Origin of the sequence: Chryseobacterium cucumeris (assembly GCF_001593385.1) — a bacterium.
Lineage (GTDB): Bacteria > Bacteroidota > Bacteroidia > Flavobacteriales > Weeksellaceae > Chryseobacterium > Chryseobacterium cucumeris.
On record NZ_LUVZ01000045.1, the window covers coordinates 218,383 to 239,618 of the forward strand.

General features: G+C 36.4%; 18 protein-coding genes and 2 tRNA genes. 14 read left to right on the forward strand and 6 right to left on the reverse strand.

Annotated features, from left to right (window positions below; translation table 11 throughout):
- Positions 1–21 precede the first annotated feature (21 nt).
- The 3 genes from rseP to A1704_RS21725 all read left to right on the forward strand — a co-directional run bounded on the left by rseP (position 22) and on the right by A1704_RS21725 (position 5,375).
- Entirely contained in the window at positions 22–1,512 is a 1,491-nt protein-coding gene (gene rseP / locus A1704_RS21715; RefSeq protein WP_062676090.1) for an RIP metalloprotease RseP, read from the forward strand.
- A gap of 80 nt (positions 1,513–1,592) precedes the next feature.
- Positions 1,593–1,666: transfer RNA gene (locus A1704_RS21720), tRNA-Asn, on the forward strand.
- Between the two features lie 517 nt (positions 1,667–2,183).
- Positions 2,184–5,375, forward strand: coding sequence for a S41 family peptidase (locus A1704_RS21725; RefSeq protein ID WP_062676091.1), 3,192 nt, complete (start codon positions 2,184–2,186; stop codon positions 5,373–5,375).
- A gap of 87 nt (positions 5,376–5,462) precedes the next feature.
- Here A1704_RS21725 and A1704_RS21730 read toward each other — a convergent pair whose 3' ends face one another.
- The gene (locus A1704_RS21730) at positions 5,463–5,765 is read right to left on the reverse strand and encodes a putative quinol monooxygenase (RefSeq protein ID WP_062676126.1); all 303 of its coding nucleotides are present in this window, start codon (positions 5,763–5,765) and stop codon (positions 5,463–5,465) included.
- Between the two features lie 40 nt (positions 5,766–5,805).
- Positions 5,806–7,212 (reverse strand): L-dopachrome tautomerase-related protein, encoded by a 1,407-nt coding sequence (locus tag A1704_RS21735; RefSeq protein ID WP_062676092.1) that lies wholly within the window; start codon positions 7,210–7,212, stop codon positions 5,806–5,808.
- A gap of 183 nt (positions 7,213–7,395) precedes the next feature.
- Here A1704_RS21735 and A1704_RS21740 point away from each other — a divergent pair, with 183 nt between their 5' ends.
- The 3 genes from A1704_RS21740 (at position 7,396) to A1704_RS21750 (ending at position 11,268) form a co-directional block, all read left to right on the forward strand.
- A complete protein-coding gene (locus A1704_RS21740) occupies positions 7,396–8,238 on the forward strand; it encodes an AraC family transcriptional regulator (protein ID WP_062676093.1) in 843 nt (280 codons plus the stop codon).
- Positions 8,239–8,385: 147 nt separating this feature from the next.
- A tRNA-Asn gene (locus A1704_RS21745) sits at positions 8,386–8,459 on the forward strand.
- Between the two features lie 277 nt (positions 8,460–8,736).
- Positions 8,737–11,268 (forward strand): DUF5686 family protein, encoded by a 2,532-nt coding sequence (locus A1704_RS21750; protein WP_238590670.1) that lies wholly within the window; start codon positions 8,737–8,739, stop codon positions 11,266–11,268.
- Between the two features lie 68 nt (positions 11,269–11,336).
- Here A1704_RS21750 and A1704_RS24580 read toward each other — a convergent pair whose 3' ends face one another.
- From A1704_RS24580 to rplU, 4 genes are all read right to left on the reverse strand, one after another.
- Positions 11,337–11,510, reverse strand: a complete 174-nt coding sequence (locus A1704_RS24580) for a bacteriocin-like protein (RefSeq protein WP_157885793.1) — start codon at positions 11,508–11,510, stop codon at positions 11,337–11,339.
- A 203-nt stretch (positions 11,511–11,713) separates the two neighbouring features.
- Complete coding sequence (locus tag A1704_RS24585) at positions 11,714–11,881, reverse strand: hypothetical protein (RefSeq protein ID WP_157885794.1); 168 nt, start codon at positions 11,879–11,881, stop codon at positions 11,714–11,716.
- A gap of 171 nt (positions 11,882–12,052) precedes the next feature.
- Positions 12,053–12,310: a 50S ribosomal protein L27 gene (rpmA, locus tag A1704_RS21755; RefSeq protein ID WP_002984034.1), complete on the reverse strand. Its 258-nt coding sequence runs from the start codon at positions 12,308–12,310 to the stop codon at positions 12,053–12,055.
- Between the two features lie 12 nt (positions 12,311–12,322).
- Positions 12,323–12,901, reverse strand: coding sequence for a 50S ribosomal protein L21 (gene rplU, locus A1704_RS24110; protein ID WP_082798848.1), 579 nt, complete (start codon positions 12,899–12,901; stop codon positions 12,323–12,325).
- Between the two features lie 183 nt (positions 12,902–13,084).
- On the opposite strand from rplU, the gene A1704_RS21765 reads away from it, so the two are divergent.
- The 8 genes from A1704_RS21765 to A1704_RS21800 all read left to right on the forward strand — a co-directional run bounded on the left by A1704_RS21765 (position 13,085) and on the right by A1704_RS21800 (position 21,088).
- Positions 13,085–13,972 (forward strand): neutral zinc metallopeptidase, encoded by an 888-nt coding sequence (locus A1704_RS21765; RefSeq protein ID WP_062676095.1) that lies wholly within the window; start codon positions 13,085–13,087, stop codon positions 13,970–13,972.
- A 129-nt stretch (positions 13,973–14,101) separates the two neighbouring features.
- Entirely contained in the window at positions 14,102–14,650 is a 549-nt protein-coding gene (locus tag A1704_RS21770) for a hypothetical protein (protein WP_062676096.1), read from the forward strand.
- Complete coding sequence (locus A1704_RS21775; protein ID WP_062676097.1) at positions 14,650–15,738, forward strand: acyltransferase family protein; 1,089 nt, start codon at positions 14,650–14,652, stop codon at positions 15,736–15,738. The genes A1704_RS21770 and A1704_RS21775 overlap by 1 nt, the downstream gene beginning before the upstream one ends.
- Positions 15,739–15,812: 74 nt before the next feature.
- Complete coding sequence (gene miaE, locus A1704_RS21780; RefSeq protein ID WP_062676098.1) at positions 15,813–16,391, forward strand: tRNA-(ms[2]io[6]A)-hydroxylase; 579 nt, start codon at positions 15,813–15,815, stop codon at positions 16,389–16,391.
- 24 nt (positions 16,392–16,415) lie between these two features.
- Entirely contained in the window at positions 16,416–17,033 is a 618-nt protein-coding gene (locus A1704_RS21785) for a DUF502 domain-containing protein (protein ID WP_062676099.1), read from the forward strand.
- 94 nt (positions 17,034–17,127) lie between these two features.
- Positions 17,128–18,504 carry a tryptophanase gene (locus tag A1704_RS21790; RefSeq protein WP_062676100.1) on the forward strand — a complete coding sequence of 459 codons (1,377 nt, stop codon included), beginning with the start codon at positions 17,128–17,130 and terminating at the stop codon, positions 18,502–18,504.
- Between the two features lie 347 nt (positions 18,505–18,851).
- Positions 18,852–19,928, forward strand: a complete 1,077-nt coding sequence (locus A1704_RS21795; RefSeq protein WP_062676101.1) for an FAD-dependent monooxygenase — start codon at positions 18,852–18,854, stop codon at positions 19,926–19,928.
- Between the two features lie 2 nt (positions 19,929–19,930).
- A complete protein-coding gene (locus A1704_RS21800; RefSeq protein ID WP_062676102.1) occupies positions 19,931–21,088 on the forward strand; it encodes a pyridoxal phosphate-dependent aminotransferase in 1,158 nt (385 codons plus the stop codon).
- Positions 21,089–21,236: the final 148 nt, after the last annotated feature.

Sequence of the window (21,236 nt, forward strand, 5' to 3'; positions counted from 1 at the left end):
ATTAAAATCTAAAATTTATTAATGGAAATAGCAATTAAACTTTTTCAGTTCATTCTGAGCATCTCTATACTTGTGCTTCTTCATGAGCTTGGGCATTTCTTACCGGCAATATGGTTCAAGACCAGAGCAGAGAAGTTTTTCCTGTTTTTTGATCCTTACTTCTCCATATTCTCCATGAAGAAAATCAACGGAAAATGGCAGTATAAATTTTTATCAAAAAACTTACCGGATTCTGAAGTAATAGAAGTGAACGGAAAGAAGGAAGAAGTTCCTATCGATATATCAAAACTTCCGGACAACGACTGGAGAAAACACCCTGAACAAACAAAATACGGAATCGGCTGGCTTCCTTTTGGAGGATACGTGAAGATTGCAGGAATGGTGGACGAAAGTATGGATACTGCCCAGATGAAAAAACCGGCAGAACCTTGGGAGTTCAGATCAAAACCAGCCTGGCAGAGACTTATCATTATGCTGGGGGGAGTTACCGTTAACTTTTTTCTTGCGTGGTTAATCTACAGCTGTTTATCATTCTTCAACGGAGAAACTTATACAGATATCACAAAATTTAAAAATGGTATTGAAGCCACTTCTGCAGGAAAGAAAATGGGTTTCCAGAATGGTGACAAAATCATTAGTGTAGACGGAAAACCGGCAGAAAGACTTGAAAATACTTCCATCAATATCCTTTTGGGAGATCATGTTACCGTAAACAGAAACGGACAGGAAGTTACTTTCCCTGTCAATGCAGACGGTGTAGCAGACGTTCTTAAGCAGAGAGAAGCAAAACTATACATCACACCAAGAGTTTCTATGGTTGTTGACTCATTGGCTACTCCTTCTTCCCACGCATCAGGTCTTGCAAAAGGCGACAAAATTGTAGGAATCAATGGTAAGAAAGCAGCATTCTTTGATGAAGTAAGTGCTCTTTTAAGTGAAAATAAAGGTAAAACAATTTCTGTAGATGTTGAAAGAAACGGTGCTTTACAGACATTACCTGCAGTTTCCGTAGATAAAAACGGAAAACTGGGGATTGCAATTGATACCAAAAGCATTGCAAAAGATATTGTAACGAATAAAAAATATTCTTTCGGAGAAGCTATTCCAAGAGGATTTACAAGAACTATTGAAGCATTAACCACACAGGTAAAGCAGTTCAAAATTATGTTCAACTCTAAAGTTCAGGGGTATAAAAATGTTGGAGGTCCTATTGCGATCGTAAAAAACATGCCTGTGGATAAAGATGCGGACGGAAGCGTTAAGATCAACTGGGTTGCTTTCTGGAGCTTTACAGCAATGTTCTCCGTATGGCTGGCATTCCTGAACCTTATTCCGATTCCGGGACTTGATGGTGGACACGTTTTATTTACTTTATATGAAATTATTGTAGGAAAACCTGTTCCGCAGAAAGTTTTGGAAAACGCACAGATGATTGGAGTTATCTTCCTGTTAGGATTGATGTTACTGATCTTTGGAAGTGACATCTTCAAAGTATTTATGGGTAAATTATAATTTTTTTAAAATTTTTCTTAAAAATATTTGTAGGGTATAAATATTCGTCCTATATTTGCACCACTTAAAACAAAGGACATTCCTCCTTAGCTCAGTTGGTTAGAGCATCTGACTGTTAATCAGAGGGTCGCTGGTTCGAGCCCAGCAGGAGGAGCAAAAAGACTTGCAGAAATGTAAGTCTTTTTTTGTGTCTTACTATGAACTCTTTCATGGCAAGGACTCCAAATCTGAGAAATAACACATTTGTAGTTTAAATATAACGCAAAGGATTAGTAGCTGGTACTTCATTTTTCAGGAAGCAAAGGCGGGAGTCAACTTTGTTGATTCTTTCTAAGCATTCGAATATCCACTCAGCTTCATCAGCGACTCCGTCGCCTTCTTATCTCCCTCAACAATAAGAGAATATCCTCTTTGCGTTTTGTAGAACCAATGAGTCCGACATAAAAAAAACAAATATTTACAATTTTCCTTCACTTTCCCAGAAATATCTGTTTTATTGGATTTTATAAGCCTTTAAAGCATTTTACCTGTAACTATTTCGTCAATAATTCGACTATTCTTTTTTAGAGTAATCCGGATTGAGAAAATTTTTTACAAATAAACATTTCTATAAAAAGGCAAAAAAATTAACAAAACCAACAGATAGTATTGCATAAATACCCAATTGTACCATGAAGAAAACTATTATTTCGTTATTAACAGCATTTTCTATTATAGGGATTTCGGCGCAGGAAAAGTCTTATTTTTTATCAAGTCCTTCATTGAGTCCTGATGGAAAAACAGCTTACTTCGCTTATGACGGTGACATCTGGAAAGCAGATTCCAATGGAGGAAATGCTTCAAGAATTAACGCCCTGGATGGAGAAGAGATCAATCCCCGCCTTTCTCCGGATGGAAAATGGCTTGCATTCAGTTCTAATCAATATGGAAATTATGATGTGTATGTAATGCCCGCAGGAGGAGGAACCATCAAGCAGTTAACCTTCCATACCGGAAGGGATGAAATGGAAAGCTGGGCGTGGGACAGCAAAACGATTTATTTTACTTCCAACAGAAATAATAATTTCGGAAGTTTTAAAACTACAATTGAAGGAAAAACTCCGGAAAAACTTTTCAATAATTACTTTAACTACACCAATGGACTAGTGGAAACCCCTGCAGGAGAATATCTTTTCACAAGCTCATCTGAAAGTGCCCATCAGGTACAGAGAAAACGTTATAAGGGAGAAAATAATCCTGATATTCTTGGATACAATCCAAAAAGCAATTCTTTCAAACAGTACACGAACTATGAAGGAAAAGATTTCAACCCAAGTGTAGATAAAAAAGGTATTATCTATTTTATTTCTGATGAGAATAATGGAGAATATAATCTTTATAAAATCGAAAATGGTAAAAAAACTGCTTTAACGCAATTTGATACTTCTATAAAAAAACCGTTTGTCTCAGCAGACGGATCTAAAGTTATTTTTGAAAAGGATTATCAGCTTTATACTTATGAGGTAGCTTCAAAAAAAACAACTCCCCTCAACATTAGCCTGAATACTAATAAAACCCTGGAAAAAGCTCAGAATTTCAATGTGGAAAATAATATTTCCTATTATGATGTATCTCCGGACGGTAAAAAAATGGCGTTCATAAGCCGTGGTATTATATTCGTTTCTGATATTGAAGGGAAATTTGCCCAGCAGATTTCTGATGGTAAAGAACGTGCTATGGAAGTAAAATGGCTGAAAGACAACCGTACTTTACTTTACAATCAGACTTATAATGGATATCAAAACTGGTTTACGATTCAGGCAGACGGAAAAGGACAGCCAAAGCAATTAACGGAAGATTTACGCAATAACAGAAGTATCACCCTTAATAACGACCTTTCAAAAGCCGTTTACTTAAGCGGGAGAGATGAAGTAAGATTATTGGATTTAAAAAGTTTTACATCTACAACTATTGTAAAAGACGAGATTTGGGCATTCCAAAACTCAAGGCCTTCTTTCTCCCCTAATAACGAATATGTATTATTCTCGGCAAAAAGAAACTTCGAGCTCGATATTTTCATCTATCACATCAAAAAAGGACAGACTTTAAACCTTACCAATACAGGCGTTTCTGAAGAAGATCCCGTGTGGTCTCCGAACGGAAAATATATTTATTTCGCCAGCGACAGGACCAATCCGTCTTATCCTTTAGGCATGCAGAAATCCAACATTTACCGTATGGCTTTAGATTGGTTTGACGAGCCTTTTAAGTCTGAAAAATTCGACAGTCTTTTCACTGAAGAAAAGAAGGAAACAAAATCTTCGGATAAAGAAAATGATAAAGATAAGAAGGACAAAAAAGGAGAAGACAAGAACAAAGAAGATAAAGAGAAAAAGGAAGAAAAAGAACCGGTCATCAAAGAGCTGAAAATAAATCCCGAAGATACCCTGGACAGAATTGAGCTGGTAACCGACCGATATGGATATCAGGATGATCCGGCCGTTTTCGCTGATGATAAAAAAGAAATTCTATTATTTAATTCTAATCAGGATAACGGAAAAAGACAACTGTACAAAAAGGTGTTTACCGATTTTGAGCCTGCCAAATCTGAAAAAGTGTTTGATAAAGCAGCTTATTATTTAACCAAAAATGAGAAAAACCTATTTGCTCTGATTGAAGGTAATATTTACAAAACAACTGTTGCCGCATTAAAACCTGAAAAAATCAATATCCAGTATAGTTTCGATAAAGATCTGGCCTCAGAATTTATGCAGATGTATGCTGAAGCCTGGACAGGTGTGGAAGAAAACTTCTATGACGAAAAATTCCATGGTATCGACTGGAAAGCCAAAAAGGAGCAATATGCAAAATACCTTCCGTATATAAATAACAGAAATGATCTGCGAATTTTACTGAATGATCTTCTGGGAGAGCTTAATTCTTCACACACCGGATTTTCTTCTACCGGAAAAGAGGAAACCGTATTCCTGAATTATTTCACCAACGAAACCGGAATTATCTTCAAAAAAGATCAGCCTTACACGGTAGAAAGCATTGTGAGAAAATCTCCCGCTTACCGTTCAGGGGTTGATATCAAACCTGGAGACCAACTGACTTCTGTAAATGGAAAAAAGATTGATGTAAACGAAAATATCGAAACGTATTTCACAAGCCCTAAAAAACAGGATGAACTTGTTCTTACCTTTAATCGTGATGGTAAAACGGTAACCACCAAAGTACATCCGATTTCTAACGGGGAATTAAAAGGATTACTTTACGATGATTGGATCTATAACAATCATCAGCGTGTAGACAAGCTTAGTAACAACCGTATTGCCTACTCTTGCATGAAAAACATGTCTACGGATGAGCTGGACCGATTCCTTCTGGATATGGTAGAACAGGAGAACAGAAAGGACGCGGTTATTCTCGATTTACGCTACAACACTGGCGGAAATGTTCATGACAAAGTATTGAATTTCCTTTCTCAAAGACCGTATCTGCAATGGAAATACCGTGAAGGAAAAATAACAACACAACCGAACTTTGCTCCTTCCGGAAAGCCTATTGTTCTTTTGATTAATGAAGCTTCATTAAGTGATGCAGAAATGACAGCAGCCGGGTTCAAAGCTCTAAAGCTGGGTAAAATTATCGGTCAGGATACTTATCGATGGATTATTTTCACTTCAGCAAAAGGGTTGGTAGACGGATCTTCTTACAGACTTCCTTCATGGGGAACTTACACATTAGACGGACAGAACCTGGAAAAGACAGGTGTAAAACCTGATATTTATGTAAAAAACACCTTTATGGACCGTCTTCAGAACAAGGACCCACAACTGGAAAGAGCTGTTCAGGAAATCCTTAAAGATTTAAAAAAATAAAACTCCGGAACTATAAAATAAAAAAGACCTGCAAAAGTGCAGGTCTTTTTAGTTGGTATGATCTTAACTTTTATGATAACAAGAGTTTTATTCCTCTGAAATTCTTTCCAGCTCAAAAAGCTTTATAGGCTCACTCATTAATTCATCCATCTGACCTGCAAAGTTCTTGAAATGTTCAGTTTGGGTATGAAATTCAAAAGCCTTTTCGTCTTCAAACGCTTCCCACATATAGAAAGTTCCGGCAGATTTTTTATCCTCAAAAAGAATATAATACATACAGCCGATTTCCTTACGGCTTGGTTCTATCAGTTGTAGTAAAGCATTTCTCAAATGATCTATTTTCTCCGGTTTAGACTTCAGTACCGCCACAGATTTAAACGTTTTGTTCATTGTTTTATATTTTATGTGATTTATATTTAAAAATTTTGGCTTATAATTTAACCCTGTATATAAAATACGGAGGTTTTCCGGCATCCGGTTGACCAGAAAACGCTGTTGTTGTATGAAGTTGGTTGACTGAAATATACAGGTAGCCATCATCAGAAACTGCAATATTATCAGGCCACTGTAATTTTGAATCTTTAATGAATTCCGTAAGATTTCCATTTTTATCCAGCTTACTGATACCATGACCTCCAAGATCAGTAATGTAATGATTCCCTTGTTGATCTGTAGCCACACCATCACTCACAGGTTTTTCTCCCAGTTTCTTAATGGATTTTCCTATTGCATGGTCATCTTTATTTTCTCTAAAAAGTTGGGCAGGAACTTCATACCATGATGTTCCATTCATAGAACCAAAGAATAACGTTTCCCTGTCATCTGACAGCGTAATAGGATTAATGCCTACACGGGATGGTTTGCCTCCAAAATCAATGACCTTTCCATCAATAATCATATCAACATCTTCCGACTGTAAAGCCTGATGACCACCAAACCTCCTTGCTTTTTTTGTTTTGAGATTCAATGCAATAATTCCCGGATTGGCAATATCAGCAAGGTAAGCCCAGCCATTTTTTTCATCAATGGCAACATCCTGAATAAAACTGCCTTTCGGAGCAATATCAGCTGGTAATTCTATCTTTTCAGCGACTTTATTTTTTTTCAGGTCGAAGCACCAAAGACGGGTTTTCCCAAGCTCAAGCCCCATATCAATCATCCAAAGCCGATTTCCTTTATCTATAGTGACTCCCAGCGGGGTATCAAATTTATGACTATCAGCCGGCTGTCCGTTTTTCTGTAAATCCGTAGACGGAAAAGGTACTGCTTTCCCATTGCGGATTTCCACCAATTGCTGTTTGGGATCGGATAAAGGGTGCATCGTCGCAAATACCCTTCCGTTATGACTCACGGCTACATTTCCTGGTCTAGAATCAGTAAACTGCGCTACGACTTCAAGGTTTTTCCCATGTGCTGAAAGATAAGATGCAGATCCATCTATCCAGTCTTTACGCACAGGAGTAAAAAAGTCCAGATCTTCGGTTCCATCTTCAAGGCAGAAGAACTCATGCGTAATACCTGCAGGAATCACCAGCACGCCACCAGCCTTTATAATATGTTCTTTCCCATTCATGAGTACTTTTACACTTCCCTTATTGATATAAGTCATCTGCTCGTTCGGATGACTATGGGGAGCTACATGAGCATCTTTATCCATTTTCCAAAAGGCAAAAGTACTTTCTGAGCCGGATATCCATTTACGCTGTAATCCTTTTCCCACCTGTTCCCAAATTCCTTTACTAAAGTCTGTTTGAATGACCTTCTGCTGAGCCTTAGCTGAGTTGAAGAAAAATAGTGCTGAAATTGAAGAAATCAAAAAAAATCTATTGGTTTTCATCTGTATATATGATTAGTATGTTATAATTTCTAATAATGAAATTTGATCTTTTAGCGGGTAACTTTTTTATGCTGGTAGACAATTCCAATATATGAACAAGGCAAAATTATACTGATAATTAGCAAATTACCGGTACAAAACTTCTCTATTTTTGTATAATTTTGCCAATATAAAGCAACCCTCATGAACAGAGACGTATTATATGAGCCATACAGTATTCATTTTGAAACATTAGAAACATTCCCGGATAAAGAGAGCAGAAAAAACTTCTTTGAACTTGTCTTTATTTTATCAGGCACAGGGCAGCATTGCATTAATAAGCACAGCTTTTCCTATTCGGATAATCACATGTTTCTCCTGACCCCACAGGATTGCAGCCAGTTTTGGATTGATACTAAAACCCGTTTTTTCTTTCTGAGGTTCAGTAATATTTATTTAAAAAGTGATAAAATTTCGAAAGAGAATATCAAGCGTTTGGAATTTATTCTTGAAAATGCCAACCACAAGCCCGGATGTATCCTAAAAAATCAGACAGATAAAACACTTGTAAGACCAATCGTAGAAGCTTTGATAAGAGAAGCCGTCAATAAAGACCTGTATCACAGCGATATAACCGCACAACTCATTAATACACTCATTGTTATTGTTGCCCGCAATATTGCCAAATATCTTCCTCAGAAGATAGATGAAACCTCAGAATCAAGAATTATTAGTATTCTGAATTATATACAGGCAAATATCTATGAACCTGAAAAAATACGAACTGAAACCATCTGCAAAGAGTTCGGGTTTTCTGAAAATTATCTCGGTAAATACTTTAAAAAACATAGCGGTGAAACCCTTCAGTCTTATCTGAATAATTATAAAACCACCTTAATAGAGCACCGTTTAAAACACAGCAACAACAGAATTTCAGAGATTGCCGACGAATTGGGATTCACTGATGAGAGCCATCTTAATAAATTTTTTAAAACGCAGCGGGGCAAAAGTCCCAAAGCTTATCGGCTGGAATTTATAAAATCATGAATAACCTCCTGCTCATCCCAGAAAAATATTTAAAATTTAATTTATTGAAAAATAAACCAATAGCTTTTTTCATTCAATATTCAGGAACAAAAACTTGCTTGGTACGGATATTCCTATTATATTTGCACCACTTAAAACAAAGGACATTCCTCCTTAGCTCAGTTGGTTAGAGCATCTGACTGTTAATCAGAGGGTCGCTGGTTCGAGCCCAGCAGGAGGAGCAAAAAAGACTTACATTTCTGTAAGTCTTTTTTTATGATATAAATTCTTCATAACGGCTGCAAAATATTTCTAAAAAGCAGGAACGTTACCTTTCTTTTAATCTCCTGATTATTATATTTTAAGCATTAAAATTTCCCGATTATTTTTTAATCCATACATATATTATTTTCGCTATTTTTGTCGTTTTATAGGATAGAATAAAAATATTTTATTTTTTTACCTTTTTTTTAAATAAACTGCATGCTTTTTGTTTATGATAATTGCCTGAAGAAACGAATGATGTTAAACAATAACTCCCAAAAACACTATCTTTTATTTTTCTTTCTGATTCTCGCCGGTTCCGTATGCGCTCAAAACAAAGCGAGCGGCAAGGTGGTTGACGAAAAGAGCAGTAAAGAACTCAATAAAGTTGATATCTTTATCAACGACAGTAAAACACCTGCCCTGACGACAACTTCAGGCAGTTTTATTATTCAGTCTGATAGCATCATCCATCAGCTAAGATTTTCCAGAAAAAATTATACTACAGAAACCCTTAATATCACTCCCGAAAATGCTGACAATATTTTCGTACAGCTTTCGCAGGCTAAAGTAAGCGACATTCAGGAAATTGTTCTTCAAAGCGGAAAAACAAAATATAAAAGCAAGAAAGAAAATCCGGCTTATGCAATTATGCAGAAAGTATGGGCACAAAAAAGAAATAACGGACTGGAAAAATTCGACACCTATTCTTATAAAGAGTATGAAAAAACGCAGTTTGACCTAAATAATCTTGATAGTGCCTTCATGAAGAAAAAGATTTTCAATAAACTGGATTTCATTTTCGATTATGCAGATTCCACAGCAAGCGGGAGACTTGGACTTCCTATTTTCCTGAACGAAGCCGTTTACGAAAATTATGGTAAAAATAAACCGGAAAAAAACAGCAAAAGAACATTAGTAGCCCAGAAAACTTCAGGTTTTCAGGATAACCAGGTGATTACGGTTTCTGCTAAAAACTTATACCGTGATATTAATATCTACGACAATACTCTGAATTATTTCGATATCGGATTCCAGAGCCCTGTCGGAAGTGATGGTTTCAGTACTTACGATTATAGCCTTATGGATACCATTACGATTCGTGGTGAGAAAGCATTTCAGATAAGGTATCAGCCTAAGAGAAAAGACATTCTTGCATTCCAGGGAAACCTTTATATTGACACCGATACTTATGCTGTTTTAGGAGCAACATTAAAGTCAACACAGAAGATCAACGTCAACTTTGTCAACAGTGTGTATACTCAGGTAGAATACGACAATCCTGATGACGCTACATTTCTTCCTAAAAAACTGATCACTGAATTTGAAATGAGTCCTTTCTCAAAAAAGAAAGGTGCAAAAAGTATCATCGCCAAAAGATCGGTAGATTATTCTGATTATCAGTTCAACAAGCCTCTTGATCCTAAAGTATTCAAACGTACTGAAGAAGAATACGAAGACAAGTTCACCAATAAAGACGATGCATATTGGACTAAAGCAAGACCTGACACTTTATCTAAAGCAGAACAAGGCGTTTATAACATGCTTGACCAGCTTCAGCAGACGCCGAAATTCAACCGAATGGTAAAACTGTTTGAAACCCTCGGTTCACGTTATTATAATGCCTTTAAAGGAATAGATATTGGTCCTATTTTCTCAATTTACGGAAGAAATGAAGTAGAAGGGGACAGAATAAGATTAGGAGCAAGAACCTATTTCGGATTGAATGATACCTGGAGAGCCCAGTTTTATACAGCTTATGGTTTCAAAGATCAACAGTTTAAATATGGCGTAGAAGCAAGATATATGTTCAATAAGCTTAACCGCTTTATGATTGGAGCAGGAACCAGCAGAGATATTGTTCAGCTTGGGGGACAGCTTACATCAGGGGATGGTGTTACGCCGCAATCTTCATCTACCAGTACCTTTTTTGCAAGAGGAGAAAACATTTCTTTAAGTTCTGTAAACAAAACAAGCGTTTTTGCAGCTATTGAACCATGGAAGAACTTCCAGATCCGAGTAGATGGAGTGATGCAGAGTATTAAGTCTGCTATTCCTGAGAAATTCAATCTGATGTATTACAAAGATGGACAGTTGAGACAAACAGTTAATGATTCTCACGTTACCATCAGTTTAATTGCCAAACCTGGTGCAAAATTCTCACAAACCGGTATTGACCGTTACCAGGCCAGAAACTTAGCTCCAACTATCGTTTTAAGATATACACGAGGTATTGAAGGATTATTTAATGCTGATTTCAATTATGACAAACTCCAGTTCATGCTCTACAAGCCATTTTTAATTGGAAGTATGGGAAAACTGGTGGTTAATTTCGAAGCTGGAAAGAACTTCAATACAGTTCCTTTGGCATTACAGAATATTATTCCGGCAAACCTTTCCTATGGTCTGGTTCCAAATACTTTCTCTCAGCTTAACTATTATGAGTTTGTGACGGATGCGTATACAACTCTTCAATTAGAGCATCATTTTAACGGTAAGATCCTTTCATACATTCCTTTGATTAAAAAACTGAAACTGAGAGAAGTTGCATTTATCAGAGGTGCCTATGGTACATTAAGTGATGCCTCCAAAGCGATCAATGTAGAAGGTTTTAAATATTCTGCACCAAGCGAACATATCTATTATGAATATGGATTCGGGATTGAAAATATAGGAATTGGAAATCTTAGAATCTTCAGAGTAGACTTCAACTGGAGAGGAAATTATCTTGACAGACCTGATATTTCTAAATTCGGGGTTAAAGCAGGGTTCCAGGTAGGATTTTAAACAGATTATAATATAAAACACGTTCGGCGGCTTCTTTGAAGCCGCCGAACTTTTTTGTAAAGCTTTAATTAAAAACATTCGCAAGGTTCTTCTACATCAAGAAGGCAACGCATTTTCTGTTCCTTTGTCAGTCCGCACCATGTACTACATGAAGTAATTGGCTTTGGCGGACACCATACTGTACCCGCTCCTCCGTTGATTTCTTTCAGATTCTTCTTGGTTAATTTTCTTAAATTTTTCATGATTGTTTAGTTTTATTTGCTGCCTACTCTCTTTGCTTTTCGGCTTCCGCATTAATTTTTTATTGGGTTACGGACAAATATATCAATATCTCACAATTTAGAGATACTATGTAACGCTTTTTACTTTTAAAAAAGCTGAACATTATTAAAGGTTCAGCTCTAATTATTGTCTTAAAAAAGATTAGGGGTTATAATTTCTGCTACTACTCAAAACATTCTGTACATGGCTGAGAAAGCATGCAGTGTGATTTCTGCCATGGAGTCCATCGGCACCATTCTTCACAAGACTGAAACATGGAAGGACATTCTCCTGCTACACCTCCGGTTACTTCCTTTAATTTTTCCCTAGTTAATTTTCCTACATTTTTCATAGATACTTTGTTTTAATATTGGCCTACTCTTTTGCTTTTCGGCTATCGCAACTGATTCAAATCTGAACAGTTAACAAATATAAAATATTTCACGAATAAATGAATACATCAAAAAGGCCAATAAAAAAACCTCAGTAAAAACTGAGGTTTTAATTTTATAAAACGCTTAAATTATGCGTTTGGCTCTACAGATACGAAAGATCTGTTGTTTGCTTTCTTTCTGAAAACTACTTTACCATCTACTAATGCAAACAAAGTGTGATCTTTACCGATTCCCACGTTATCACCTGGGTGGTGCTGAGTACCTCTTTGTCTAACAATAATATTTCCGGCAATAGCTTCTTGTCCTCCGAAAATCTTCACACCTAATCTTTTAGAGTGAGACTCTCTACCGTTCTTGGAACTACCGACTCCTTTCTTGTGTGCCATTTTATTACTGGATTATTTATTAAGTGCTTTAAATTGATCGATATTCTTAATGATAGCAGCATCTACTTCTTCATGAGTAAGAATATTCTTTTCTAATTCAACTTTAACTGCTTTACCTAAAGTAATTAAAGTTTCTCTGTTCTCTTTAGACTGAGACAAGTTGTTTTTCTTTAAGTGATAGTTCAATTCGTGATCTTCACCAAAGTTAACAGTTGCGTTGTCAGAAAGAACTTCACCTTTCACAGTTTCTTTTTTAGCAGCAGCTTTTTTAGCTCCACCCTCAAAACCTGTAATACCAGTGATTACGATTTGAGTTAAAGATTGTCTGTGACCGTTTTTCACTTTGTAACCTTTTCTTCTTTTCTTTTTGAAAACGATTACTTTATCAGCTTTAACGTGGTCAAGGATCTCTGCTTCTACAGTGATTCCGTTTACAGCTGGGGCGCCTACAGTGATTGCACCGTTTACAGTAAGAAGAACTTTATCGAAAGAAACTTTTCCTCCTTTTTCTCCTTTTAAACGGTTTACAAACAACTTCTGGTCTTGCTCAACTTTGTATTGAAGCCCTGCTATTTCTACAATTGCAAACATTGTTTATAAATTTTTAGTTATTTCGAGGTGCAAATATACATATAAATTTCTAAATAGCTTACAATCAAATCAATGTTTTTTTATTAAAATCCTATTCACTATGTTTTGAATAATTTTTTTCAATAATGTACTCACACTTAAGAGATAATTTCATACCTTCGTTTTACCAAATTGAATTTATATATGAAAAGAAACTTTAATCTCTGCTTACTAGCAGGTGCCATTGCTGTTACTTCTTTAACAGCATGTAGTGATGACCAAATGGACAACAATGTTCAACCTCAGCAAGAAGCACTAAGTGCAAAAATTGATCAGCCTGGGGATCTTGAAAAAATCTGTTCTTATGTAGACAACAACTGGAGCACTAATTCAGTTTTACTGACCGGGCTTCAAAACTCCACAGACACCAATTTTATGAATGGACAAATGACTAAAATTGCAAGCATGTGGGGAAGAAGCAATCCTACGCTGCGTTTTGTGAACGATCCATCCAATTTCAATTCAACGTACAATGCCATTTCTTATTCTACAGGAAAAATCTATTATGGTTATGCCATCTATTATGATGCAAAATCAAAAGGTGGTGATATTGTAAATGCAATGATCCTTGCCCATGAGTATGGACATCAGTTACAGTATATCTTCAATCTTCCTTCCGTATCAGAATCAACGTACAGACCGAATGAGCTTGAAGCAGATGGTTTTGCAGGATACTATTTAAGAAGACCTAACGGATACAATAAAACCAGCTTTGCAGAAATTGCAGCAGCTTATGAATTTGCCCAAAGTATCGGCGATTATCAGACAACCAATGTAAACCATCATGGAACTCCTGCACAGAGAAGATCAGCAGTTCGTTTAGGATTCCTTTTAGGACAATACGATCTTAATGCCTCCAATTTCGATTACAACTTCTTCTATTACTATCAGGGAGTACTAAATGGAACTTACAAGATGGCTAAGAACACTGTAAATCCTGAAATTGACGCATACATGAGTCAATATATAGATGAACTTAGAAAAATTCAGTCGGGAGAAATTTCTGCAGAAGAATTTAAACATCTTCAATAAACGAGAACATTCATTTTTAGCATATTTAAGAAAGGAGGCGGGCAGTATGTTCCGCCCCCTTTTTTGTTTTTAAAAGCTTTTATATTTTACCCAATCAATTTGTTTGTATTTTTGAAAAAAAATAATTCCATGAAGTATTGGTTACTTATAATTTCCTTTTTCATATTAAACTCCTGTACTGTTGCGGGAATAACAAATGATTACGGCAAGCTCTCATCCACTGAACAGCAGAGCATTATCCCTATAGAGGACTTTTCAAAAACAGACACTGAGCATATTTATAAGATAAACGGCTCTCAGCTAAAGAAAGAATTAACAAACCATCCAAAAGCATTAGTATATGTATTTACCAATGGCTGCTCATCAAAATTGTGTCTGCCAATGTCTTCATACGAAACGTATGCTAAAGAAAAAGGATATAAACTATTCCTGGTCATGAATGGCTATCATAATATCAGCGAGACAACTGCTCAACGCTCAGCCGTTTTCACGGAACCTCTTTTTGCTATTGACAATGATTTTTATAACTCGAATATAAGAATGAAGTACATGAGATATTTCGAAAACGATCTTCGTGGGCTGGAGCACAGCCAAAAGCCTGAATGGGAAGGCAATCTATACTTTTTTGAACACGGACAGCTAAAACGAATCACTAAAGAACTTCCAAGCAATCTATAATGAACAGAGATCTCTACATTGATTTCGCCAAAGGACTGGCAACACTTTCCATCATATTTATCCATACTGCATTCTGGTCTGGACAGTTTTATATTCCCGCAGAAGTAAGAGTTTTTTCTCTGGTCTTTGATGTGGCACTATTTTACGCACTCAGCGGAATTACTTCAGGAGCCTATATTGAAAAAACATTATACCGTCTTCTGAAACTCCAGATTACCTATATGATTTTTGTGACCTTCCTGTTCTTTTTAGATTACTTCTTTAAAGTCTTTGGACTCAGCTTTTTTTCTATGGAATGGCTTCAGAGCTTTTATTCTACATTTGGATCTAAATATTCTACAACCAGCATCTCAACATACCCTCAATGGGAAAATCTGGGAAACTGGTATCTTCATCAGTACACCAATGCCGATACTTTTCCTGTAGTGATGGGAAGTTTCTGGTATCTTAAAGTGTATTATATACTCACCGTTTTCGGTGTCCTTATCCTAAGGTTTTTCCCAAAACATATCAATTGGTTTATTGGACTTTGTATTGCCTTAACTTTATTATTCAACATCTTCCCGGAGTATTATCCGACGGGGCAAGTTGGATACGTTGCATTTTACCTTGCTGTATTTTTAACCGGCCACAAAATGCGTGGAAAAAAGATCCCTACCAAAGCTATTCCTGTATTATATGGACTTGTAGGAGCAGCTCTCATATGGATGTTCTGGTACTACGGAGGAGACATCTTCTATAAAATCAATAAAAATAAATTTCCACCAAAAGTTCCTTACATCATCTGGGCATTATTCTCTCTTACAACATTATTTGTTCTTTACAACCGACTGAAAATCACAAAAGAAAATTTCATCACCTACATCGGAAAAAATGCTATTTTCTTCTATTTTGCACAGGGAATCAGCTCTTCACTCGTTTATTTTCTGGTCGTTCCGTTAAAAGAAAACATGCCATGGTGGCTTTTGATGGTCATTATTTATGGAATTAATATCATTTTAGCCTTCATTATTTCTGCAGGATTGAAAAAAGCAGATACCTCAGGCTGGAATATTCTGGAATTCTTAAGAAAAAAGACCGCATCTTAAGACTTTAAGGATCAAATTGAAATAAAGTCACATTTCTTACCTCAATTTGTTTAAATTTACAAAAATTTTACAACATGTTTAAGTTGAAACTACCTACCGACCCAAGGTGGGCAAATATTGCAGAAGGAAACATTGGAGAAATTTTAACGGATCATGCCTGGTGCGAGCAAAAAGCAGCTACCAATGCTATAGGCCTGATCACCATGCTTCCGGAATATCCTGAGATTGTGACTGAACTTCTTGCCATTGCACAAGAGGAACTGGATCACTTTAATCAGGTACATGAGATCATCAAAAAAAGAGGCTTTACTTTTGGAAGAGCAAGAAAAGATGATTACGTGAATGAACTGGCAAAATTTATTGTACAGGGAAGCAGAGAAGACCTCATCGTAGACAAAATGCTTTTTGCCGCTATGATTGAAGCCAGAAGCTGTGAAAGATTCAAAGTTCTTACGGAAAATATCAAAGATGAAGAACTTAAGGTTTTCTACAAAGAACTGATGATTTCTGAAGCCAATCATTACACTACTTTCATCGGATTTGCAAGACAGCTCGGAGACCCGGAAAAAGTAAACAAACGTTGGGAAGAATGGTTGGAGTATGAAGCCAATATTATTAAATCCTACGGAAATAAAGAAACCATCCACGGTTAAAATAAGAATAGTAAAGAATACACCTTGAAGAAGCCAAGCTTTGAAAATATCGCCAATATGTTCCTGAAAAATTTTTTCCAGGGATTGGTTATCATTGGTCCTATAGGGCTTACTATTTTTGTAATCTGGTATATTGTAAGCGCGATTGACAACCTTGTTCCTTCTTTAGCCAAGCAGGTTCCCGGGCTTGTATTCGTATCTATTATTTTGTTTACAGCTATTTTAGGATATTTAGGAAATAAATTCGTGGTCGGAAGATTCTTTTTCGATACCATGGACAGCTTACTGGAGAAAACTCCGGGAGTAAAACACATTTACACTCCTACGAAAGACGTCATGTCCTCATTCGTAGGCGACAAGAAAAAATTCAACGATCCTGTATGGGTAAAAACCAACGAGAATCCGGAAATCTGGAGAATCGGTTTTTTAACTCAAAAAGAAATGTCGGACGTTGACAAGCATAATTACGTTGCGGTATACCTTCCCCACTCGTACGCTATTTCGGGCTGGGTAATTGTTACTGAAGAAAAAAACATCAAACCTGTAGTGGGAATGACAGCAGCTTCTGCCATGAAGTTTGCAGTGAGCGGCGGTGTAGCCGGATTCCATTCTGATGAAAATATATTTAAGGCTCCGGAATAATCTCTTTTTCCGACTTATCTATACATTGATGAATTTTGAAAAATTATTTTCAAGCACATTTTCTTTACAAACAATTTAAAACATAATTTAACTCATGAATTTACCGTACGCGGAACCTTTCCGCATTAAAATGGTGGAAGAAATCTATCAGTCCACCAGAGAAGAAAGAGAACAATGGCTTAAAGAAGCTAATTATAACCTTTTCAACCTAAGATCTTCGCACGTTTATATTGACCTGCTTACCGATTCAGGAACGGGAGCGATGTCTGATAGACAATGGTCTGCTTTGATGACCGGAGATGAAAGCTATGCTGGATCACGTTCTTTTGAGCAGTTACAGAAAACCGTTGAAAAAATTACAGGATTCAAATATTTATTACCAACACACCAGGGAAGGGCTGCTGAAAACGTCCTTTTCTCAGTATTGGTAAAAGAAGGTGATGTAGTTCCTGGGAACTCGCATTTTGACACGACAAAAGGACATATCGAAATAAGAAAAGCACATGCTATTGATTGTACCATAGACGAAGCTTTTGACATTAATGATCTTCACCCATTCAAAGGAAATATCAACCTTGAAAAACTGGAAGAAGTTTATAAAAGCCATCCTAAAGAAAATATACCTTTCTGCTTAATTACAATTACTTGTAACTCTTCCGGAGGACAGCCTGTTTCTTTGGAAAATATGAAAGCTGTAAAAGCGCTCTCTGACCAATACGGAATCCCTGTATTCTTTGATTCAGCAAGATTTGCAGAGAATGCTTACTTCATCAAAAAAAGAGAAGCAGGACAGGAAAACAGAAACATTAAAGAGATCTGTAAAGAGATTTTCTCTTACGGAGACGGAATGACAATGAGTTCCAAAAAAGATGGTTTAGTAAACATCGGAGGATTCATTGCATTAAACAACGAAGAGGTTTTCAGAAAAGCCTCTAACTTCACCATCATCTATGAAGGTTTCATTACCTATGGAGGAATGGCAGGAAGAGATATGGCAGCATTGGCCGTAGGACTTGATGAAGCTACTGAGTTTGCTTACCTTGAAAGCAGAATTTCTCAGGTTGAATATCTTGGAAATAAACTGATTGAATATGGAATCCCAGTTCAGAAACCAATCGGAGGACACGCCGTATTCATCGATTCTTTGAACTTCCTTCCGAATGTTTCCCGTGAAGAATATCCGGCTCAGACATTAGGACTGGAAATTTATAAGGAAGCAGGGATCAGAACTGTAGAAATCGGGACTTTACTGGCAGACAGAGATCCTGACACAAGAGAGAACCGTTATCCGAAGTTAGAACTGGTACGTCTGGCAATTCCTAGAAGGACTTACACCAACAACCACATGGATTATATTGCTGCTGCCATCAAAAATGTGTACGAAAGACGCGAAGAAATAGCAAAAGGCTACAAGATCACGTGGGAACCGGAAATTTTAAGACACTTTACCGTTCAGCTTGAAAAAGCTTAATCATAAAACCGGAATTCTTTCCGGTTTTTTTATGTCTTAAAATTCAAAATTGTTTTAAACAAACAACAATCTGATTCTTTACGTTCTCAAAGACCAGCCATCTCTTAATCCACTAAAAATCATTAAGATATTGCAATAGAACATATCTTATAAACACATATAAATCAATCATATTTTTTTATTGCATAGTATATCTTATGTTTTTCGTTTTATTTTTCATGAAATCAAAATTAAATTGACTTATTTTTTTGAAATAGTGAAGGTTTTTAATTTTAATTTTGCATTTACCTAAGGGTGATTAAAAAAAATACTTAAAAAACCAACCTGAAAAACACTTTATTCCGAAAATGAAGAAAATTGCTGTCGTGGGCGCCGGTATTTCTGGCTTAAGCATGGCGAATTACTTAGAAAGGCACAAGATTGATTACCACATTTACGAAAGGAGAAAAAAGGAAGATCTGGCAGGCCACGGTTTTCTTATTCCGCAGGAAGGAATGGATTATCTTTACCAGATTATTGACTCCGAACTACTTCTTAAGCATGGAAACTTTTTAAAAAAATACACAAAATATTCTCACACTGGAAAAGTACTGGCTGAAAAGAATCTGGATCATGTTTTCGCCATTTCAAGACATTCACTGATCAGTTTATTAACACAAAATATTACTCCGCAAAAGATAACCTACGAAGAAACTATCATTTTTGATGATCTACAGAACGGTAAACTGAAGCTTTCCGATGGAACTGATATTGATGCTGACATTGCTGTCATCTCTGACGGTTCCAGAAGCCGCATCAGAAAACATCTTTTTAAAGATGAAATGATGAGAGTGGTAAGAGAAAGTGAAGTCGTGAATATCATTCAAAACAAAGAAATTGCCAATTCTATTGAAAATGACTTTATGAAGTTCCACCATGAAGACGGAGGCCTTACTTTCGGGATTCTTAAACTTTCTGATGATACTGTTCTTTGGTATTCACAGTTTGACAACCAAAAATACATGATCAATGAATGTTCTGTGGAGAACTTAAGAAAATATATGATTGAAATTTTTGAAAACTGGCATCCTCTAATCCCGGAAATCATCCAAAAATCGGACTATAAAAATGTACATTTATGGAATGTCTATGAACTTGAAAAACTTAATCCATTTTATCAAGAAAACACAGTATTCATAGGTGATGCAGCACATCCACTGATTCCATTTACCAGTCAGGGAGTTACCTCTGCTTTGAAAGACTCACTTTTATTAACGAAATATCTAGTTGAAGAAGAAAATATACAGACCGCCTTCAGTAAATACGAAGCTAAGAGAAAACCTGAAATCGAAGTTCATATTAACAACGGAAGGATATTACTCAATCAGTTTTTGCTTCCACTCAACCAACAAACCGAAAATATTTTACCCATATCTTATAAATAATAATGTTCACCAATAACGATATCAACCTTGAAGCCTTGAAAAGAAAGGCATATAACGGAAGATGGGCTACGCTCGAAGATGGAATCATTCCTCTTACAGCAGCTGATCCCGACTTCAGAACAGCACCTGAAATAGAACAGGGAATTATTGAATACCTGAAAGACGGTTACCTCAGCTATGGCCCGTTTTCCGGACTTCCGGAATTTAAGAAAAGCGTGGCAGATCACTTTAACCTGGAAAAACACGGAAGCTTCTCACCGGAGAATGTTCTGGCTGTCAACAGTGCTGCCCAGGGAATGTTCCTTATTGCATCCTATGTACTCAACCCCGGAGATGAAGCCATTATTCTGGATCCTGTAGATTTTCTTTTCAAAAAATCGGTGGAAACTGCGGGTGGGAAAGTAATGCTCTGCCCTGCGGATACAACAACAGGAGAAATTGATTTTGAAAAAATGGTTTCTTTAATCAATCCCAGAACTAAACTTATCAGCATATGCAATCCTCACAATCCGCTCGGAAAAGTTTACTCTAAAGAAGTATTGATAAAAGTAGCAGAAATTGCATCTGCTCATGATCTTTGGGTGATGAGTGATGAAATCTGGAGTGATATTATTTATGATCATAAAGACTTTCATACCTATTCTTCCGTTTCAGAGACGGCAAAGAGAAAGAGCTTTACCGTGTATGGGTTTTCAAAATCATTTGGAATAGCAGGATTGAGGATTGGAGCCGTACTCTGCAATGATGAGGATATTCTTGAAGATTTCACAGAAAAATCCAATTTCAACTCTACAATAGAAGGGGTTTCTACTTTGTCTCAGATTGCCGGAAGTGTAGCACTGGAGAAGGCAAAACCATGGTACAAAGAATTTTTGGCTCACTTACAGAGCAATCGAGATCTTGCTTTCAGATTATTAAGCCATTCAGAAATTGTAACACCTAATCTCCCGGAGGCAACTTTTGTATTGTTTCCAAAGATTAAAAACGGAATGACAAGTGATGAGTTTGCCCAACATGTCTTAACTCACGGGAAAGTCGCTATTGTTCCGGGATCAGAAAGATGGTTCGGAAAAGGAGCTGAAGGACATATCAGAATTTGCTTTTCTACATCCCAGGAAATTTTAGAAGAAGGAATTAACAGAATCATTACCAGCTTTTAACATTAAAAATTTTAATTAAATCTAAATAATAGATTATTATTTTTCCGAATTTATCACAAATCAACACGAAATTAAGATATCCATACTAAATATTTCATTTTCATGTTGATTTAAAAATAAATATTGATAATTTTGATTGAATCATCAC

Coding starts and splice junctions, on each gene's coding strand:
- rseP (WP_062676090.1), top strand. CDS start 22: ATGGAAATAGCAATTAAACTTTTTCAGTTCATTCTGAGCATCTCTATA.
- A1704_RS21725 (WP_062676091.1), top strand. CDS start 2,184: ATGAAGAAAACTATTATTTCGTTATTAACAGCATTTTCTATTATAGGG.
- A1704_RS21730 (WP_062676126.1), bottom strand. CDS start 5,765: ATGAACAAAACGTTTAAATCTGTGGCGGTACTGAAGTCTAAACCGGAG.
- A1704_RS21735 (WP_062676092.1), bottom strand. CDS start 7,212: ATGAAAACCAATAGATTTTTTTTGATTTCTTCAATTTCAGCACTATTT.
- A1704_RS21740 (WP_062676093.1), top strand. CDS start 7,396: ATGAACAGAGACGTATTATATGAGCCATACAGTATTCATTTTGAAACA.
- A1704_RS21750 (WP_238590670.1), top strand. CDS start 8,737: ATGATGTTAAACAATAACTCCCAAAAACACTATCTTTTATTTTTCTTT.
- A1704_RS24580 (WP_157885793.1), bottom strand. CDS start 11,510: ATGAAAAATTTAAGAAAATTAACCAAGAAGAATCTGAAAGAAATCAAC.
- A1704_RS24585 (WP_157885794.1), bottom strand. CDS start 11,881: ATGAAAAATGTAGGAAAATTAACTAGGGAAAAATTAAAGGAAGTAACC.
- rpmA (WP_002984034.1), bottom strand. CDS start 12,310: ATGGCACACAAGAAAGGAGTCGGTAGTTCCAAGAACGGTAGAGAGTCT.
- rplU (WP_082798848.1), bottom strand. CDS start 12,901: ATGTTTGCAATTGTAGAAATAGCAGGGCTTCAATACAAAGTTGAGCAA.
- A1704_RS21765 (WP_062676095.1), top strand. CDS start 13,085: ATGAAAAGAAACTTTAATCTCTGCTTACTAGCAGGTGCCATTGCTGTT.
- A1704_RS21770 (WP_062676096.1), top strand. CDS start 14,102: ATGAAGTATTGGTTACTTATAATTTCCTTTTTCATATTAAACTCCTGT.
- A1704_RS21775 (WP_062676097.1), top strand. CDS start 14,650: ATGAACAGAGATCTCTACATTGATTTCGCCAAAGGACTGGCAACACTT.
- miaE (WP_062676098.1), top strand. CDS start 15,813: ATGTTTAAGTTGAAACTACCTACCGACCCAAGGTGGGCAAATATTGCA.
- A1704_RS21790 (WP_062676100.1), top strand. CDS start 17,128: ATGAATTTACCGTACGCGGAACCTTTCCGCATTAAAATGGTGGAAGAA.
- A1704_RS21795 (WP_062676101.1), top strand. CDS start 18,852: ATGAAGAAAATTGCTGTCGTGGGCGCCGGTATTTCTGGCTTAAGCATG.
- A1704_RS21800 (WP_062676102.1), top strand. CDS start 19,931: ATGTTCACCAATAACGATATCAACCTTGAAGCCTTGAAAAGAAAGGCA.